The sequence below is a fragment of the Pseudomonas sp. PB103 genome (assembly GCF_009764635.1).
Classification (GTDB): Bacteria; Pseudomonadota; Gammaproteobacteria; order Pseudomonadales; family Pseudomonadaceae; genus Aquipseudomonas.
On sequence record NZ_RWIL01000100.1, the window covers coordinates 1 to 15,989 of the forward strand.

General features: G+C 60.2%; 13 protein-coding genes and 1 pseudogene. 5 read left to right on the forward strand and 9 right to left on the reverse strand.

Features of this window, described 5'->3' with window-relative positions:
- Positions 1-79 precede the first annotated feature (79 nt).
- The 3 genes from hutU to hutC all read right to left on the reverse strand — a co-directional run bounded on the left by hutU (position 80) and on the right by hutC (position 3,525).
- Entirely contained in the window at positions 80-1,768 is a 1,689-nt protein-coding gene (gene hutU, locus EJA70_RS18005) for a urocanate hydratase (protein ID WP_064388899.1), read from the reverse strand.
- Positions 1,769-2,248: 480 nt separating this feature from the next.
- Positions 2,249-2,818, reverse strand: coding sequence for a HutD family protein (locus EJA70_RS18010; protein ID WP_158832474.1), 570 nt, complete (start codon positions 2,816-2,818; stop codon positions 2,249-2,251).
- Positions 2,815-3,525 carry a histidine utilization repressor gene (gene hutC, locus EJA70_RS18015; protein WP_162130175.1) on the reverse strand — a complete coding sequence of 237 codons (711 nt, stop codon included), beginning with the start codon at positions 3,523-3,525 and terminating at the stop codon, positions 2,815-2,817. Before hutC ends, EJA70_RS18010 begins: the two co-directional genes overlap by 4 nt.
- Positions 3,526-3,671: 146 nt before the next feature.
- Between hutC and EJA70_RS18020 the strand changes: the two genes are divergently transcribed.
- Entirely contained in the window at positions 3,672-5,036 is a 1,365-nt protein-coding gene (locus tag EJA70_RS18020; RefSeq protein ID WP_158832476.1) for a formimidoylglutamate deiminase, read from the forward strand.
- A gap of 88 nt (positions 5,037-5,124) precedes the next feature.
- Here the strand turns inward: EJA70_RS18020 and EJA70_RS18025 are convergent, their stop codons facing one another.
- Positions 5,125-5,694, reverse strand: a complete 570-nt coding sequence (locus EJA70_RS18025; protein WP_158832478.1) for a lipocalin family protein — start codon at positions 5,692-5,694, stop codon at positions 5,125-5,127.
- A gap of 30 nt (positions 5,695-5,724) precedes the next feature.
- On the reverse strand, positions 5,725-5,979 hold the full coding sequence (locus tag EJA70_RS18030) for a hypothetical protein (RefSeq protein ID WP_003220802.1): 255 nt from the start codon (positions 5,977-5,979) through the stop codon (positions 5,725-5,727).
- 293 nt (positions 5,980-6,272) lie between these two features.
- On the opposite strand from EJA70_RS18030, the pseudogene EJA70_RS31395 reads away from it, so the two are divergent.
- The 4 genes and pseudogenes from EJA70_RS31395 to EJA70_RS18045 form a co-directional block, all read left to right on the forward strand.
- A pseudogene (locus tag EJA70_RS31395) lies at positions 6,273-7,295 on the forward strand (cache domain-containing protein); the annotation flags it as partial.
- Positions 7,296-7,388: 93 nt separating this feature from the next.
- Positions 7,389-8,153 (forward strand): methyl-accepting chemotaxis protein, encoded by a 765-nt coding sequence (locus EJA70_RS31400; RefSeq protein ID WP_371924604.1) that lies wholly within the window; start codon positions 7,389-7,391, stop codon positions 8,151-8,153.
- A gap of 210 nt (positions 8,154-8,363) precedes the next feature.
- Positions 8,364-8,636 (forward strand): type II toxin-antitoxin system Phd/YefM family antitoxin, encoded by a 273-nt coding sequence (locus EJA70_RS18040; RefSeq protein WP_158832480.1) that lies wholly within the window; start codon positions 8,364-8,366, stop codon positions 8,634-8,636.
- On the forward strand, positions 8,633-8,965 hold the full coding sequence (locus tag EJA70_RS18045; protein ID WP_158832482.1) for a type II toxin-antitoxin system RelE/ParE family toxin: 333 nt from the start codon (positions 8,633-8,635) through the stop codon (positions 8,963-8,965). Before EJA70_RS18040 ends, EJA70_RS18045 begins: the two co-directional genes overlap by 4 nt.
- 1 nt (position 8,966) lies before the next feature.
- Here EJA70_RS18045 and EJA70_RS18050 read toward each other — a convergent pair whose 3' ends face one another.
- From EJA70_RS18050 to EJA70_RS18065, 4 genes are all read right to left on the reverse strand, one after another.
- Entirely contained in the window at positions 8,967-9,569 is a 603-nt protein-coding gene (locus EJA70_RS18050; RefSeq protein ID WP_158832484.1) for a DUF924 family protein, read from the reverse strand.
- Positions 9,570-9,572: 3 nt separating this feature from the next.
- Positions 9,573-10,583 (reverse strand): class 1 fructose-bisphosphatase, encoded by a 1,011-nt coding sequence (locus tag EJA70_RS18055; protein ID WP_008080580.1) that lies wholly within the window; start codon positions 10,581-10,583, stop codon positions 9,573-9,575.
- A gap of 339 nt (positions 10,584-10,922) precedes the next feature.
- Positions 10,923-12,287 carry a DUF3999 domain-containing protein gene (locus EJA70_RS18060; protein ID WP_158832486.1) on the reverse strand — a complete coding sequence of 455 codons (1,365 nt, stop codon included), beginning with the start codon at positions 12,285-12,287 and terminating at the stop codon, positions 10,923-10,925.
- Positions 12,284-15,880 (reverse strand): DUF2339 domain-containing protein, encoded by a 3,597-nt coding sequence (locus EJA70_RS18065; RefSeq protein ID WP_158832488.1) that lies wholly within the window; start codon positions 15,878-15,880, stop codon positions 12,284-12,286. Before EJA70_RS18065 ends, EJA70_RS18060 begins: the two co-directional genes overlap by 4 nt.
- Positions 15,881-15,989 lie beyond the last annotated feature (109 nt).

Consider the following 15,989-nt stretch of genomic DNA (forward strand, 5'->3'; position numbering starts at 1 on the left):
GCAGGCTGCGATCTTTTGATCTTGAAAAACCAACATCAAAAGATCGCAGCCTGCGGCAGCTCCTACAGGGGTTTTGCATTTATTTGCCGGTAATCATCGGCAGATTCAGGCCTTGTTCCTTGGCGCAGTCGATGGCGATCTGGTAACCGGCATCGGCGTGACGCATGACGCCAGTGGCCGGGTCGTTGTGCAGTACACGGGCAATGCGCTCGGCCGCTTCGTCCGTACCGTCGCAGACAATCACCATGCCCGAGTGCTGCGAGAAGCCCATGCCGACACCGCCGCCGTGGTGCAGGGAAACCCAGGTCGCGCCGCTCGCGGTGTTGAGCAGAGCGTTGAGCAGTGGCCAGTCGGACACGGCGTCGGAGCCGTCCTGCATCGATTCGGTTTCACGGTTCGGACTGGCCACCGAGCCGGAGTCGAGGTGGTCGCGACCGATGACGATCGGCGCCGACAGCTCACCGCTGCGCACCATCTCGTTGAACGCCAGACCGAGCTTGGCGCGCAGGCCCAGGCCGACCCAGCAGATACGTGCCGGCAGACCCTGGAAGCTGATGCGCTCGCGGGCCATGTCCAGCCAGTTGTGCAGGTGGGCGTCGTCGGGGATCAACTCTTTGACCTTGGCGTCGGTTTTGTAGATGTCTTGCGGATCGCCCGACAGTGCAGCCCAACGGAACGGGCCGATGCCACGGCAGAACAGCGGACGAATGTAGGCCGGTACGAAGCCTGGGAAATCGAACGCGTTTTCGACGCCTTCTTCTTGTGCCATCTGACGGATGTTGTTGCCGTAGTCGAAGGTCGGAATGCCTTGCTTCTGGAATTCCAGCATCGCTTTAACGTGCACGGCCATCGACTGCTTGGCGGCTTTGATTACGGCGGCCGGCTCGGTCTTGGCGCGGGCGCGGTATTCGTCCCAGGTCCAGCCGGCAGGCAGGTAACCGTTGAGCGGATCGTGGGCGCTGGTCTGGTCGGTGACCATGTCCGGGCGCACGCCGCGCTTGACCAGTTCCGGGAGAATTTCTGCAGCGTTACCCAGCAGCGCGATGGAGATCGCTTTGCCTTCTTTGGTGTATTTGTCGATGCGTGCCAGCGCGTCGTCGAGGTCTTTGGCTTGCTCGTCGACGTAACGGCTTTTCAGGCGGAAATCGATGCTCACTTGTTGGCATTCGATGTTCAGCGAGCAAGCGCCAGCCAGGGTTGCGGCCAGAGGTTGCGCGCCGCCCATGCCACCGAGGCCAGCGGTCAATACCCACTTGCCGGTGAGGTTGTCGTTGTAGTGCTGGCGACCGGCTTCAACGAAGGTTTCGTAGGTGCCTTGAACGATGCCTTGGCTGCCGATGTAGATCCAGCTGCCGGCGGTCATCTGGCCGTACATGGCCAGGCCTTTGGCGTCGAGTTCGTTGAAGTGCTCCCAGCTCGCCCAGTGCGGCACCAGATTGGAGTTGGCGATCAGTACGCGCGGGGCGTTGCTGTGGGTCTTGAACACGCCGACCGGCTTGCCGGATTGCACCAGCAGGGTCTCGTCGTCATTCAGGTTGGTCAGGCTTTCGACGATTTTGTCGTAGCACTCCCAGTTACGCGCGGCGCGACCGATACCACCGTAAACCACCAGCTCTTTCGGGTTCTCGGCAACTTCCGGGTCGAGGTTGTTCATCAGCATGCGCAGCGGCGCTTCGGTCAGCCAGCTCTTGGCGGTCAGCTTGTTGCCGCGGGCGGCACGGATTTCAACATTGCGAACCTTGGTAGGTTTCTGGGTATTGTCAGTCACGAAAAAGACTCCTCAGCGATCAATTCAAACCAACCCTGGCAGTGGGCAAGCAGCCTGCGCGCTTCGCTGCGCGACAAGCGAATCAGTGGACGCTGCGGAGAGCCTCGAACGACTCATACGCATACGTCTTTACTTGTACATACAAGCATATGCAATCGAGCGGCCAACTTGTCGGAGGGGTGTTCAAGAAAAAATGCGTACAGGGCTGGAGAGCGCCTGAACCAAGGGTTCAGGCGTTGATGAAATATTTCGAGGGTATTGATGGAAGGGGTTGGGGATTGTTTCGAAAGCGAGGTTTTGCGCCACGCTGGGGCGTTCGGTAACAAGTTGGTGCGCATTGGGGAACAGGAGTGGGATGGCTGTTGTGGTGAGGGGATTTATCCCCGATGGGTCGCGAAGCGGCCCCATTTACAATTAAGAAGAAGTGGGGCTGCTGCGCAGCCCATCGGGGATAAATCCCCTCGCCACAGGGGGTTTTGTTCAGTTTTGGAGGAGTTCGATTACGCAGCAAGGGGCATTGGTGGATATTTCGATCAGGCCACTGTTACCGTCCAGTTGCAGGCAATCATGGCGACCGAGTTGCGACGCAGTGTCACCGACCTGCACTTCCAGCAACTCACTGACACTGAACACCAATACCGTCCCCGCCGAGCTGAAAAACCGCTGCTCACCGTCCAGCCACTGCAACCGCGCGCTGTACCGCTGCGGCGCGTAGATCAGGTTGAAGTCGCGAATCGCACCGCCGAGCAGCGTGCACGACACCTGGCTTTCACCGCTAAAGGCAAACGGGTCGAGCGGTAACAGCGGCCGCGTATCGTCGCCGTCGACGCACAGGGTCATGCCGTCACCTTGCAACACGGTGATCACTCGATGGTAACCGGCGAAGGTCGAGAACCCGCCCGACTCGGCGATGTCGGCAATCGACAGGCGCCAGCCAAAACCATCCAGCCCGGCACCGGCATCACGGGTGATTTCCTCGGTGCTGCCGCCGCCGTTTTTCCACGGCATGCGCGGGTAGCCTTCGGCGCGTAGAACCTTCACTTCACTCATTTATGAAAGCGCCCTTCCAGACGATGACGAGAACCCGGGTGAATCAATCGCGCCGCCGTCACCGGCTGCCGCCCCGACCACGTGCGGCGACGAATCAACAAGCACGGCTCGCCCTTCTCGATCTGCAACAACTTACACTCGGAGGATTCGGCGAGGATCGCTTCAACCACGTGCTCACCTTCGGTCAGCGGCGCGACCTGGTTCAAATAGGCGTAAGGCGTTTGCAGGGTGAAGTCCTGCTTGAGGTATTCCGGGGCGACCAGCGCGTTGACGAAACGGTCTTCGATTTGCACCGGAATGTCGTTTTCGTAATGCACGATCAGCGAGTGGAACACCTTCTGCCCTTCACGCATGTCCAGCGCCAGTGCGCGCTCGGAACCGGCGGCCTCCTCTTCGAGGGTGATCACCTGGCAGGTGTGGCGATGGCCACGGGAGGCGATTTCGTCGGCGATGTTATGCACTTCGAACAGCGCGGACTGGCTCTTCGGTTCGGCGACAAACGTGCCGACGCCTTGCATGCGCACCAACAGACCGTCGGCGGTCATCTCGCGTAGCGCGCGATTGATGGTCATGCGGCTGAAACCGAGTTGATTGACCAACTCGCTTTCGGACGGCACGCGGTAGTGCGGCGGCCAGTTTCCGCTGTCGATCTGCTGGGTGATCATCTGTTTGACGCGGGCGTACAAGGGCGCCGGACTGTCGCCCATGTTCGCGGCCAACGGGGAGACTGGAGGCGGAGTCGGCACGGTTGATCCCTGTTCTTTGGATGAAAGTGGCTAGCTTGCCGGAGTTTACCGGGCAGGCAAACGTCTGTATATGTATATACAAATAACACACGATGGGGTGCTGAACCATGTCCGCCTTCTTTGCCGAATGCGCGCTGCTGCCTAACGGATGGGCCAACAATGTACGTCTTGAGGTCAGCGCCGAGGGCCTGCTGACCCAAATCCAGGCCGATTCCACCGCAGATGGCGCCGAGCGACTAAGCGGGCCGTTGTTGCCGGGGATGCCCAATCTGCACTCGCATGCTTTCCAGCGGGCGATGGCGGGGCTGGCTGAAGTGGCCGGCAATCCGAACGACAGTTTCTGGACCTGGCGCGATCTGATGTATCGGCTCGTCGGAAAAATCAGCCCGGATCAGCTCGGCGTGATCGCCAGTCAGCTGTACATCGAAATGCTCAAGGCCGGTTACACCTCTGTCGCCGAATTTCATTACGTGCACCACGACAGCAATGGCCAGCCTTATGCCGATCCGGCTGAGCTGGCGTTGCGCATCAGTCAGGCCGCAAGCGAAAGCGGCATCGGTTTGACCCTGTTGCCGGTGCTTTACAGCCACTCCGGATTTGGCGGCCAGACGCCCAACGATGGCCAGCGTCGCTTCATCAACAGCACCGAAAACTACCTGAATCTGCAGTCACGCTTGCAGCCAATGTTGGCGCAGCAAAAGGCGCAATCGCTGGGCCTGTGTTTCCACTCGTTGCGCGCGGTGACGCCGCAGCAGATCAGCGAAGTATTGGCGGCCAGCGACAAGCAATGCCCGATTCACATCCACATCGCCGAACAGCAGAAAGAAGTCGATGACTGCCTGAGCTGGAGCGGTCGGCGTCCTCTGCAATGGCTTTACGAGAACACCGAAGTCGATCAGCGCTGGTGCCTGGTTCATGCGACCCATGCCAATCCGGAAGAAGTCACGCTGATGGCCAAGAGTCACGCCATTGCCGGGCTGTGCCTGACCACTGAAGCGAACCTGGGCGACGGGATTTTCCCGGCGGTGGATTTTCTCGCGCAGGGTGGGCGCATGGGTATCGGTTCCGACAGCCATGTGTCGCTCAGTGTGGTGGAGGAATTGCGCTGGCTGGAATACGGCCAGCGTCTGCGTGATCAGCGGCGTAATCGTTTGTATGGCGCGGATCAGCCGATGGTCGGGCGCACGTTGTATGACGCGGCGCTGGATGGTGGTGCGCAGGCGTTGGGGCAGCCGATTGGTGCGCTGGAGGTTGGCAAACGTGCCGACTGGATTGTGCTCGATGGCAACGATCCGTATCTGGCGACGGCCAATGGCGACGGGATTTTGAATCGCTGGTTATTTGCCGGTGGCGATCGGCAGGTGCGCGATGTGCTGGTCAATGGCCAGTGGGTGGTGCGCGATGGTCGCCATGCTGGCGAAGAAGAAAGTGCACGCGCCTTCACTCAGGTTCTGCGCGACCTCCTCGGCTAGAAAAGCAAAAGATCGCAGCCTTCGGCAGCTCCTACAGGGTGAACCTTTTCCCATGTAGGAGCTGCCGGAGGCTGCGATCTTTTCGCTCTTAATTCGAAGTCTTGGCCATCTGCCGATCCGACGCTCGCCAGATCAGTCGCGTGGTGTCATAGCCCTGCTGACGCGCCTTGCTCAGCAGCTCCTCGCGCACCACACCGTTGACGGTCGGCGTGCGCGACAGCAGCCACATGTACTTGCGACTCGGGTCGCCGACGATGGCGGTCTTGTAGTCATCGCTGACGTACAGCACCCAGTATTCGCCTTTCGCCACACCCGGAATCAGGCGTGAGAACCAGGTATCGAATTCGACCCAGAGCTTGTCGGTCTTGCCCGGCACCTGTGGAGACGCCGTGCCCTTCACTTCTTCCCACTGCCATTGCGGGGTCAGGCAGCGATTGAGCACCGCGACGTTACCGTCAGGCTTGAGGGTGTAATGCGCTTCGGACTGTGCGCAGTCGCGCTGGAAGTACATCGGCAGACGCGCCAGCTCATACCAGGTCCCTTGGTAACGCTTGAGATTGACGTTGTTGACGGTTTTCGGCGCCAACGGATCTACGCCGGAACTGGCGCAGCCGGCCAGTACCAGGCCGGCAAAAAGGATCAGCAATAACCGCTTCATTTTTCTTCTCCGTGGGCGCGAAGCCCCGGTTTACTTCAGGCCTTGGCCGGAAAACATCAGCACTTTGTCACCGGCGTACTGCACGCTGATAAAGCTGTTCTTGTCGCCCCAGGTGCAACTGGACATGCCGAGCGCGCCCGAGCAATCAGTCGGTTTGCCGAGCAGTGTCTCGACTTCGGCCTTGGCCATGCCGGCCGAGAGCTTCGAGTAGTTTTCCTGATTGACCTTGCTGCATGCGGCCAGCAGCACGCAAAACGTCAGAAGGGCGATAGATCGCAACGACATGGTGTAACTCCTGGAACGAGGGGGGATGGCATGGTGCCAACCAGAAGCTTAGAAGAGAAAACCCTCATCTGGTTCCGTGGCCGGACGGCTATTTATTAGCCCGCCCGTCCGGCTTTTGCCGATAAATCAGACACTTTGTAGGGCTATTGAGCATTTCGTCGCCTTTCGCAAAAGACGCCTAATCTTTGGCGCGCCGCGGTCGAAATAAGAGCAGCGCAAAGCCCCCGAGTGTGGCAAATTGCCGCCCTTTCTTGACCAGCCCCTTCGCGGTAGCTCATTCGATGACCAGAAACATGAAATTCAGCCACAAGATCTTGTTGGCGGCCGCCCTCGTGGTGGCCGTTGCGTTCGCCTGTTTCATTTTCTTCAACGACTATCGACAGCGCGAAGCCCTGAGCAGCAGTACCGAAGCGTCGATGCAGGAACTGGGCAGCCTGACTACCAGCAACATCCAGACCTGGCTGGAAAGCCGCATTCAATTGCTGCAATCGCTGTCGCAGCAAGTGGCTGTCGACGGCAATGCCCCGGCCAGCCTGAAGCGCATCATCGACCTGCCCGCCTACACCGGCAATTTCCAGCTCAGCTATTTCGGCGGTGCCGACGGCGTGATGTTCTCGGTACCGGCCGGCAACCGCGCACCGGATTACGATCCACGTGCACGCGGCTGGTACAAAGCCGCCAACAGCGCGCAACAGACCATCGTCACCGAACCGTACATCGCCGCGTCCTCGGGCAAACTGGTGATCACCGTCGCCACTCCGGTACAACGTCAGGGCCAGATGCTCGGCGTCGCCGGTGCCGACATCGACCTGACCAGCGTCAGCGCGATCATCAACTCGCTGAACTTCGGCGGCCATGGCCATGCCTTCATCGTCAGTGCCGATGGCAAGATCCTGATCCACCCGGACAGCAAACTGGTACTCAAAACCCTCGCCGAGGCCTACCCGAACGGTGCGCCGAAAGTCAGCCCGGGCCTGAAAGAAGTCGAGTTCGACGGCAAGACTCAGTTGATCTCCTTCACCCGCGTCAACGGCGTGCCGTCGGCCGACTGGTACGTGGCGCTGGTGCTGGACAAAGACACCGCGTTCGCCATGCTCAGCGAATTCCGCACCTCGGCGCTGATCGCGATGATCATCGCGGTGGTGATCATCATCGCCCTGCTTGGCATGCTCATCCGCGTGTTGATGCAACCGCTGCTGACCATGGGCCGCGCCATGCACGACATCGCCGAAGGTGAAGGCGACCTGACCAAACGCCTGGTGATTCACGGCAACGATGAATTCGGCGCGCTGGGCACCTCGTTCAACCGTTTCGTCGAACGTATTCACACCTCGATTCGCGAAGTATCCTCGGCCACCGGCCAGGTCAACGAAGTCGCCCTGCGCGTGGTCGCGGCATCGAACTCGTCGATGTACAACTCCGACCAGCAATCCAGCCGTACCAACAGCGTCGCTGCCGCGATCAACCAGCTCGGCGCCGCCGCGCAGGAAATCGCCCAGAACGCCGCACTCGCCTCGCAGCATTCGAGCGATGCGCGCAGCCTCGCGGTCGACGGTCAGCAAGTAGTGGATAAAACCATTCAGGCCATGCAGCAGCTGTCGGCGAAGATCAGCGATTCGTGCGGCAACATCGAAACCCTGAACGCCAACACGGTGAACATCGGCCAGATTCTCGAAGTGATCACCAGCATTTCCCAGCAGACCAATTTGCTCGCGCTCAACGCCGCGATCGAAGCGGCGCGTGCCGGTGAGGCCGGTCGTGGTTTTGCCGTGGTTGCCGATGAAGTGCGTAATCTGGCGCACCGCACCCAGGATTCGGCGCAGCAAGTGCAGAAGATGATCGAAGAGCTGCAAGTCGGCGCACGTCAGGCGGTGAGCATCATGACCGAGAGCCAACGCGAGAGCGAAAGCAGCGTCGGCATCGCCAACCAGGCCGGCGAGCGTCTGGGCAGCGTGACTCAGCGTATCGGCGAGATCGACGGAATGAACCAGTCGGTGGCCACCGCGACTGAAGAGCAGACGGCTGTGGTCGAGTCGATCAATGTCGATATCAACGAGATCAACACGCTGAACCAGGAAGGTGTAGAGAACTTGCAGGCGACGTTGCGGGCTTGTTCGGATCTGGAGCAGCAGGCGGCGCGGTTGAAGCAGTTGGTCGGCAGCTTCCGCATTTAAGCGGTGCTGCTTCTGGCCCCTTCGCGAGCAAGCTCGGCTCATACAATGGTTCTGTATCGTTCACAGATCCACTGTAGGAGCCGTGCTTGCTCGCGAAGGCAACATCAGCGACGTAGGAATGTGGAAATTGGAACACGTTGGTCAGCTCGCACTGACGCTGGACTGAATTAAGACTAAACTCAGTCCTGTTCAATTTGGCGGGGTTCAATCATGAAGCTTTCATCGCAAATCAAACCGATCAGTTACCTGAAAAGCCACACGGCCGAAATCGTCAAATCAATCACAGAAAGCCGCGAGCCGCTGGTAATTACGCAAAACGGTGAAGCCAAGCTAGTGGTTATGGATGTGAAAAGCTTTGAAGAGCAAGAAGGCACGATGGCCTTGTTGAAACTGTTGGCGATGGGTAATCGGGAGATTGAGGAAGGCAAGTTCAGTGATGCTGAAGATGTGTTTGCCGAACTGGATAAGGCTGATCATCAATGAGTTTAAAGGTCGTTATTCTCCAGTCTGCACAAGCAGATCTCAAAGAACTTCGCACCTACCTCGTCAGACAGTTCTCAAGCCAAATTTGGCAAAGCACTTATGCCGATCTCAAGACTGCAATCTTTGGTCTCGCAGATCTGCCTTATTCAGGATCAATCCCCGAAGAAATCGAGAAGCTCAATCTCTGCCAATACCGCCAGATTGTTTTGGGAATGAACCGGATTATTTATGAGGTGCGAGAAAAAACGGTTTTCATCCATATCATTGTCGATACGCGAAAAAGCCTGCCGGCCCTGTTGATGAAACGGCTTCTACGAGGCAACCCTTGATTTAGAACCGTGACCCAGGCTGACCGAGAAACACCAACTCCTCAGCCGTAGACTCCCGCCCCAACACCGCATTGCGATGCGGAAACCGGCCAAACCGCGCGATCACCTGCTGATGCCGCTCGGCATAATCCAGATTATCGGCAAACACTGCCCGCTCCGCTTCCGGCTGTTCAGCCACCAGTTCGATAAATCGGGAAACCGCCTCATTCTGCACCGCGAGGTTTTCGCAGTGTTCGAACACCAGATAAATGAACACTCGCTGGATCGGTTTCAACTGCCGATCAAAATCTGCGGCAATGCCTTGGGCGACGAGTTTCTGCGCGCGCAGATCACCGGAAAATGCTTTGGGGGTGTCGCGAAAAATCATTCGCGGCAATTGATCGAGCAGGAGCACCAGCGCCAGCCAACCTTCGGGCCGTTGCGTCCACTCGGTCAATTCGCCGGCCAGGGCCTGATCGACAAAGACCCCGAAACGCGTCTGCGCTTCGAGGTCTTGGCTGTCTCGCTTACCGAACCACAACTTGCCCTTGTCAGCCGATATCTCGTCCGGTGATTCGGCTTGTCCGAACCACCAATCGAGCAACGGCTGCCAGGGCGCGGTCATGGTTTATTCCTTGTGGTAGGCCGTCGCGCGTGCGACTTCTTCTTTCGAGCCGAGGAACACCGCTACACGCTGATGCAGGCCTTCCGGCTGGATGTCGAGAATGCGCTGATGACCGTCAGTGGACGCGCCGCCCGCTTGTTCCACGAGGAACGACATCGGGTTGGCTTCATACATCAGACGCAGTTTGCCTGGCTTGGATGGCTCACGGCTGTCGCGCGGGTACATGAACAGACCGCCACGGGTCAGGATGCGGTGTACGTCGGCAACCATCGCCGCGACCCAACGCATGTTGTAGTTCTTCTTCAGCGGACCTTCTTCACCGGCCAGCAACTCGCCCACGTAGCGTTGTACCGGGGCTTCCCAGTGACGCTGGTTGGACATGTTGATGGCGAATTCCTGGGTCGATTCAGGAATGGTGATGTTTTCGTGAGTCAGCACGAAGCTGCCCATTTCGCGGTCGAGGGTGAAACCTTTGACGCCGTCGCCCAAGGTCAGGATCAGCATGGTCTGTGGACCGTAGATCGCATAACCGGCGGCTACTTGCTGGGTGCCTGGCTGCAGGAAGGCTTTCTCGTTCAGCGGCTCGTTCTGGCTCAGGTATTCGTTCGGGCAACGCAGTACCGAGAAGATGGTGCCGACCGGGGCGTTGATGTCGATGTTCGACGAACCGTCCAGTGGGTCGAATACCAGCAGGTACGCGCCTTTCGGGTATTTGCCCGGAATCTGGTAGGCATTGTCCATTTCTTCGGACGCCATGCCGGCCAGGTGACCGCCCCATTCGTTGGCTTCGAGCAGGATCTCGTTGGAGATCACGTCGAGCTTCTTCTGCACTTCGCCTTGCACGTTTTCGGTGCCCATGCTGCCCAGAACACCACCCAGGGCGCCTTTGGACACGGCGTGGTTGATCTCCTTGCAGGCACGCGCCACCACTTCGATCAGGAAACGCAGATCGGCAGGAGTGTTATTGCTGCGGGTCTGCTCAATCAAATAGCGACTCAGGGTAACGCGGGACATGGACGGCTCCGGTGGAATGGGGGGCTAAAAACCCGCGCAGTTTACAGGGAGTCTGAAAACGTAGCGAGCGAAGACGCCCGGTAACGTGCGTTGGGGTGTAATTGCCTGCATGAGACGTGATTGTCGGTGGAGAGTTCAGGTAGCGGGTTTAGCGTAGACCGGTTCGGGACGGATGGTGGTTGAGTGATAGCGGCGGTTTGAGGATTTTTGTTGATTGATCGGCCGTCATCGCTGGCAAGCCAGCTCCCACAAAGACTTCGGTCGTTCCTCTATTTTGTGTACACCAAATAACCTGTGGGAGCTGGCTTGCCAGCGATTGGCGCGCAGCGCCAGCCATTCTCAGGTGTTGGTTGGAGGCTTGCGCAACAAGCTAAACGCCATAGCCCCCAAAAACACCACACTCAACAACAACACTGCCCACAACCCAATCTTCTTCCAATTGGTCTGCGCCACCGCCGCTGTGGTCGCCGTCGATGTCTGCGTAACAACCGCTTCACCCTGCACCGACGCCTTGCCCAACGCCGCCAGCTTCTGCGGCTTGAAATCCGGAATCAGCGTCGCCAACGGCAGATTCGCCGTCTTCACCGTCGCATTGCCCAACGCCAGACTGTACGGCCCCTCGCCCCGCGCGAGGAAAATCACCTGCGTTGCGCGCACCGCATATTTCACGCTCGGTGCCTGCGCGCCCAGACCACCGCCGCGTTCATCGACCGTCAGTTTCAACTGCTGCACGGTCTGCCCGTAGAGCTGCAATTCGTTCTGCACCACGTCCTGGCCGTTCTGCGTCAGGCGATAGAGCAAGCCGCTGCTCAGTTCCTGCCACGGCAGACTACTTTCACGTCGCCCCGCCAATATCACCGGCGCCAGACTGTTTGGCTGCTTCAGTTCAACCTGCACACGCTCAACGTTCAGCCCCATCGGCAATTGCCAGGTGTATTCCCCGGCCTTGGTGCTGCTGCCGGCCAATGCCTGCGACCAGACCAATGGCAGCGGCAAATCGCGCGGGTCGCTGCTTTTCAGCTGTGACGCTGTCAGGATCGGTGCCGAATTCGGCGACTCCCACAGCAACCGCACATAACGTGCCGATTGCCCTGGCAACGTCACCTCGTGCTGCTCGATGCGCTCATCGGAAAAGGTCAGCCGCGCCACCTGCCCTTCGCCCCACGGCTGCCAGTGCTGCAAGTCGTCGCTGGCTTCGATGCTGAAACGCTGGAAGCCGTCGCGTTCGCTGGTCCAGTCGAGGATCAATTGCTGCAACGGCGCCTTGATCGCGCTGGCATCGAGCAGCCAGCCGCGCAGCACTTCTTCACCCGCCTCCAACTGGCTGGACGGTTGCACTTCGACCAGCGTGCCGTTGGTGGTCGATTGCACGCGCACGTTCGGCGCGCGTTCACTGGCGTCAGCGGCGTTGTACAGCGGGAACCATTTCACCTCGTGCAACTGGCCGTCGTCGCGGGTCTGCGCCGACTCGCGCGCCAAGGCGTAGGCCTGTGGTTCACCGGCGGCGTTGAACACGCGCAGGTCGCTGAGATCGGTCTGGCGTGCCTGCAATTGCACGCTCAGCGGCAATTCGAGGCGGTACCACGGGCCGTTGCCGCTGACCGCCAGCGGCACCTGCGTGGCGAAGTCCGCCGGCTTTTCCTGGGCGCCGGCCACCATCACCACGCCCAACGCCAACCAACCCAGATTTCGCATGCGACTCAAGATGAAACTCCTTCGGTGTCCGCGGCCGGTGTGTCCGCCGCCGGTTCCGCATCGACGCGTTTGGGCGGCAGTGGCGCGAAATAGCCGACCACCAGCAGCAACACGCCGACGCCGATAAACGAGACGATCCGGGCAAGGCCGCCACGGTTGCTCAGTTCGACAAAAATCAGTTTGGCCACCACCAGCGCAATCAGCGCGGCGCCAATCAGCCACACTTCGCGGCGATGGCGCAGATGCCCGCCGATCATCAAACCGAGCGCCATCAGCGTCCAGACAATCGATAATCCGGCCTGCACCAGCATCGACGCGAGCAGCGTATCCAGCTCGAACGGAATCCCCGCCCAATGGTGCGCGGCGCGAGTGACCAACGCGGTGCAGAAGGCGAACAGCGAAACCCCGGCGATCAGTTGCGTGGCGTAATCGGCATAGTCCTGACGAATCGACAATTGCGAAATCGCACTGCGCGACCACATGTAAACGCCGAACAACGCGAACAGCAGGCCCAATTCCAAAGGGTTGAGTAAAGGCACATACGGCAGCGGTTCGGCGTTGCCATCGCTGATGCCATTGGCCAACCAGAACCACGCGAGCATCAGCACCGCCAACGGCGCGGCAGCGTACAAGCGGTACTCGCGGGCAAACGCTGCGACCGGCCACGGCCAAGAGCGCGGGGCCGCTGCCAGCAACAGATAAACGCTCGGCAGAATCGCCCAGCCCAGCCAGCGCCAGGCGTTGTATTGCTCGGACAACAGCAGCAGGCCGTAGCGCAATTCCAACGCCAGCACGCCGATCAGCAGCCAACAGCCGAGCACATGCGCCGTACTCAAGGCCCGCGCCGGCAGCATCGGCGCCAAGCGTCGCAGACTGAAGAAATGCACGGCGAATACCGCCGCCCACGCCAGCCAACCGAAATCCGCCGCCGGGTGATAACGCGAATGCCAGGCCCCGAGCAGCACCAGCGCCGCAGCCGGAATCAACAAGGTGCACAGCAGACCCAGTGCCGGCCATTTCAAGCGCAGCGACAGCAACGTCCACAGCGCCACGCTGACGGCGGCAACCAAAAGCAGCAACGTGCCTTGCAGATTCGGCGAGGCAAACCGCAGCACTTCACTGACCCACGCCATCGTCCACCAACCGGCGCCCCACACCAGCAAGACTTCGGACAAGCGCTGCAAACTCAATGCATCGAATGCCGAGGCATGATTGCCCAGTTGCAGGCGCCACGCTCCGATCATTGCCGCCAGCCCCAGCACCAGCGGCGTCCAGAATCCGCCGTGGGCCAACGGTTTCAGTCCTTCGCTGGACAGCGGCCCGAGCAGCTCGGGGCCTGCGAACAGAAACGCCGCGCCACCAATCAACTGCAATAAAAGACCGAAGACAAAACTCACGCGCTGCTTGAGGTACAGGCTCAACCAGATGATCAGCAAACCACTCGCCGCCCACACCGCGCTCGCCGTTTGCCACGGCAGCACAAACAACACCGCCAGATTGATCAGCACCAACCCGGCCAGCAGCACCACCGACAGACCGCGCAGCAGACGCACGTCACTGCGCACCATTTCATCGCGAGCGGCCAACAGCATGCCGGCGATCAACGCCAGACCGATCAGCGAAGCACTGAGCAAACCGCTCCAGCCAGCGCTGAACACTGCGGCGGAATCTTCCCCCGCACCTTGCAGACGCAGCAGAAACAACGCGCCACCCAACAACTGCACGGCAAACGCGGTGAACAGGAATGTCCGCGACTGAATCCGCAGGCCGACAAACAACGTCGCCAACCCGGCCAGCGCCCAACTGATCGCCGTGCCCTGGATGAAGAAGAACAACGGCGCCAGCAAATAGAGGAACGTCAGGCCCAGGCACGCCAGCACTGGCAGGCCTTGGCGCTCCCAAGGCGATGCCTGTTCCGGGGCAGCTTTGCGCAGTTGATAGAAACTGAATAGCAGCGCAATGCCGAGCATCAACGCGCCCAGCGGAGCGCCGTCGAGCAAACTGCTTTCGCCGACGCGCAATTGGCTGAGGAATACCAACGCCGAGCCCAGTTGCAACAGCAACGCAAAGGCCCGCGCGAACGGTCGATGCTGACGCAGGCCGAGCCAGAAAATCCCCGCACCTTCCACCGCCCACGCCGCCGACGTCCAGCGAGCGTCCAGCCCCAGCGGAATCGCCAGACTGGCGAAAATCACCCCGAGCGCCAGACAGGTTTCACCCAGCAGCACCGCGCGACCACCCATCAACACTTTGGCCAGTGCCATGTAGATCATGCCGAGTGCCAGCGCACTGAACGCGGCGGCAAATTCCAGATGCTGTACCAGTGCGAACTGCAAACCGAAACCGATGATCGGCGGGCCGAACAGCATCGTCCCGTCGACGTAGTCGCCCTTGCGCGCCGACCAGTGCAGTAACGCCTCGCGATCGCCGTCCGCTGGGGCATCGGGCATGTCGAGCAACTTGCGCCGGGCAAACAACAGGCCGATAGCCAGGTACATCAGGAAGAACAGAATCAGGAACGGCTCGGTGCTCCACAACAGCTCTGGCGTATACGAGCGCAAGCCCCAGGCGAAACCGATGCCGAAGGTGCCGACGAAGCCGATCAGGTTGAGCAGGCGCCAGGCCTTGAACCAGGCGATGGTGAGAATGCCGGCATTGAGCAGCGCAAAATAACTGAACAGCGCGACATGGTTGCCGGCACCGGTTGAGGTCAGGATTGGTGCGGCGAATCCGCCCAATGCGGCCACTGCCGCCAACGCGAGCGAGTCCTGGGTGATCGCCAGAATTGCCGAAAAAACCGTCACCGCCACCAGCAAGCCCAGCGCGGCAGATGGATCAAGCAGCGGATGCAAACGCATCGCCGCAAACACCGTCAGGTACAGCACCGCGATCCCGGTGCCTTGCAGCATCAAGGCGTAATTGCTGTTGCGTTTGCGCAGCCACCAACCCAGTGCAAGCAGGCCGAGCGCAGCCGCCGCCACGCCGGCATAACGCAACTCGATCGGCACGACCATGCCTTCGGTGGCGTAGCGCAGCAGGAACGCCAGACCGAAAAACAGCAACACCACGCCAACGCGCAGCACGGTGTTGCCGCCAAACAGCCAATTACGCGCAGCACTGATGCCGCGTTCGATGAGATTAGGGCCACGGGGTGCGGCAGGCTGTTGCGGTTCGCGCGGTGTCGGCTCGGCGCGCCAGACATCGTCCGGCAAGGGTTGGCTGGCCTGATTGGCCACGGCAGCAATCGGTTCGAGGTCGGGCGGCAGCTCCCAGACCAGCTCCGGCGCAGGGGCCGGTTCGACGATGCCGACGGGGTCTACGACAGGCTCGGCGACAGGTTCCACCGTTGGCGGTGGCGGTGGCGGTGGCACCGCGTGCGACGGTGAGCCTTCGAGCAGAAACAGACGCTGGGCGACACCCTGCAGAGCCTCCTTCAGCTGTTCATATTGCTGCTGTTGCTCAGCCATTTGCGAGCCGAGCCGCACGATGCGGATCGTCTGCCCAATCGCCAGCCCCAGCAGCGCGCCCAACAGCGCATCACTGAGCGACTCGTCGAGCAGCCAGCCGAGCACCAGCCCGATCAACATGAACATCCATTGCATGGTCGATATCCCTAAGCGCGAAGGCCAATCCGGGAAGATTAGCGCAGCCTGACCCAAAAAGATCGCAGCCTGCGGCAGCTCCTACATATCCCTGTAGGAGCTGCCGCAG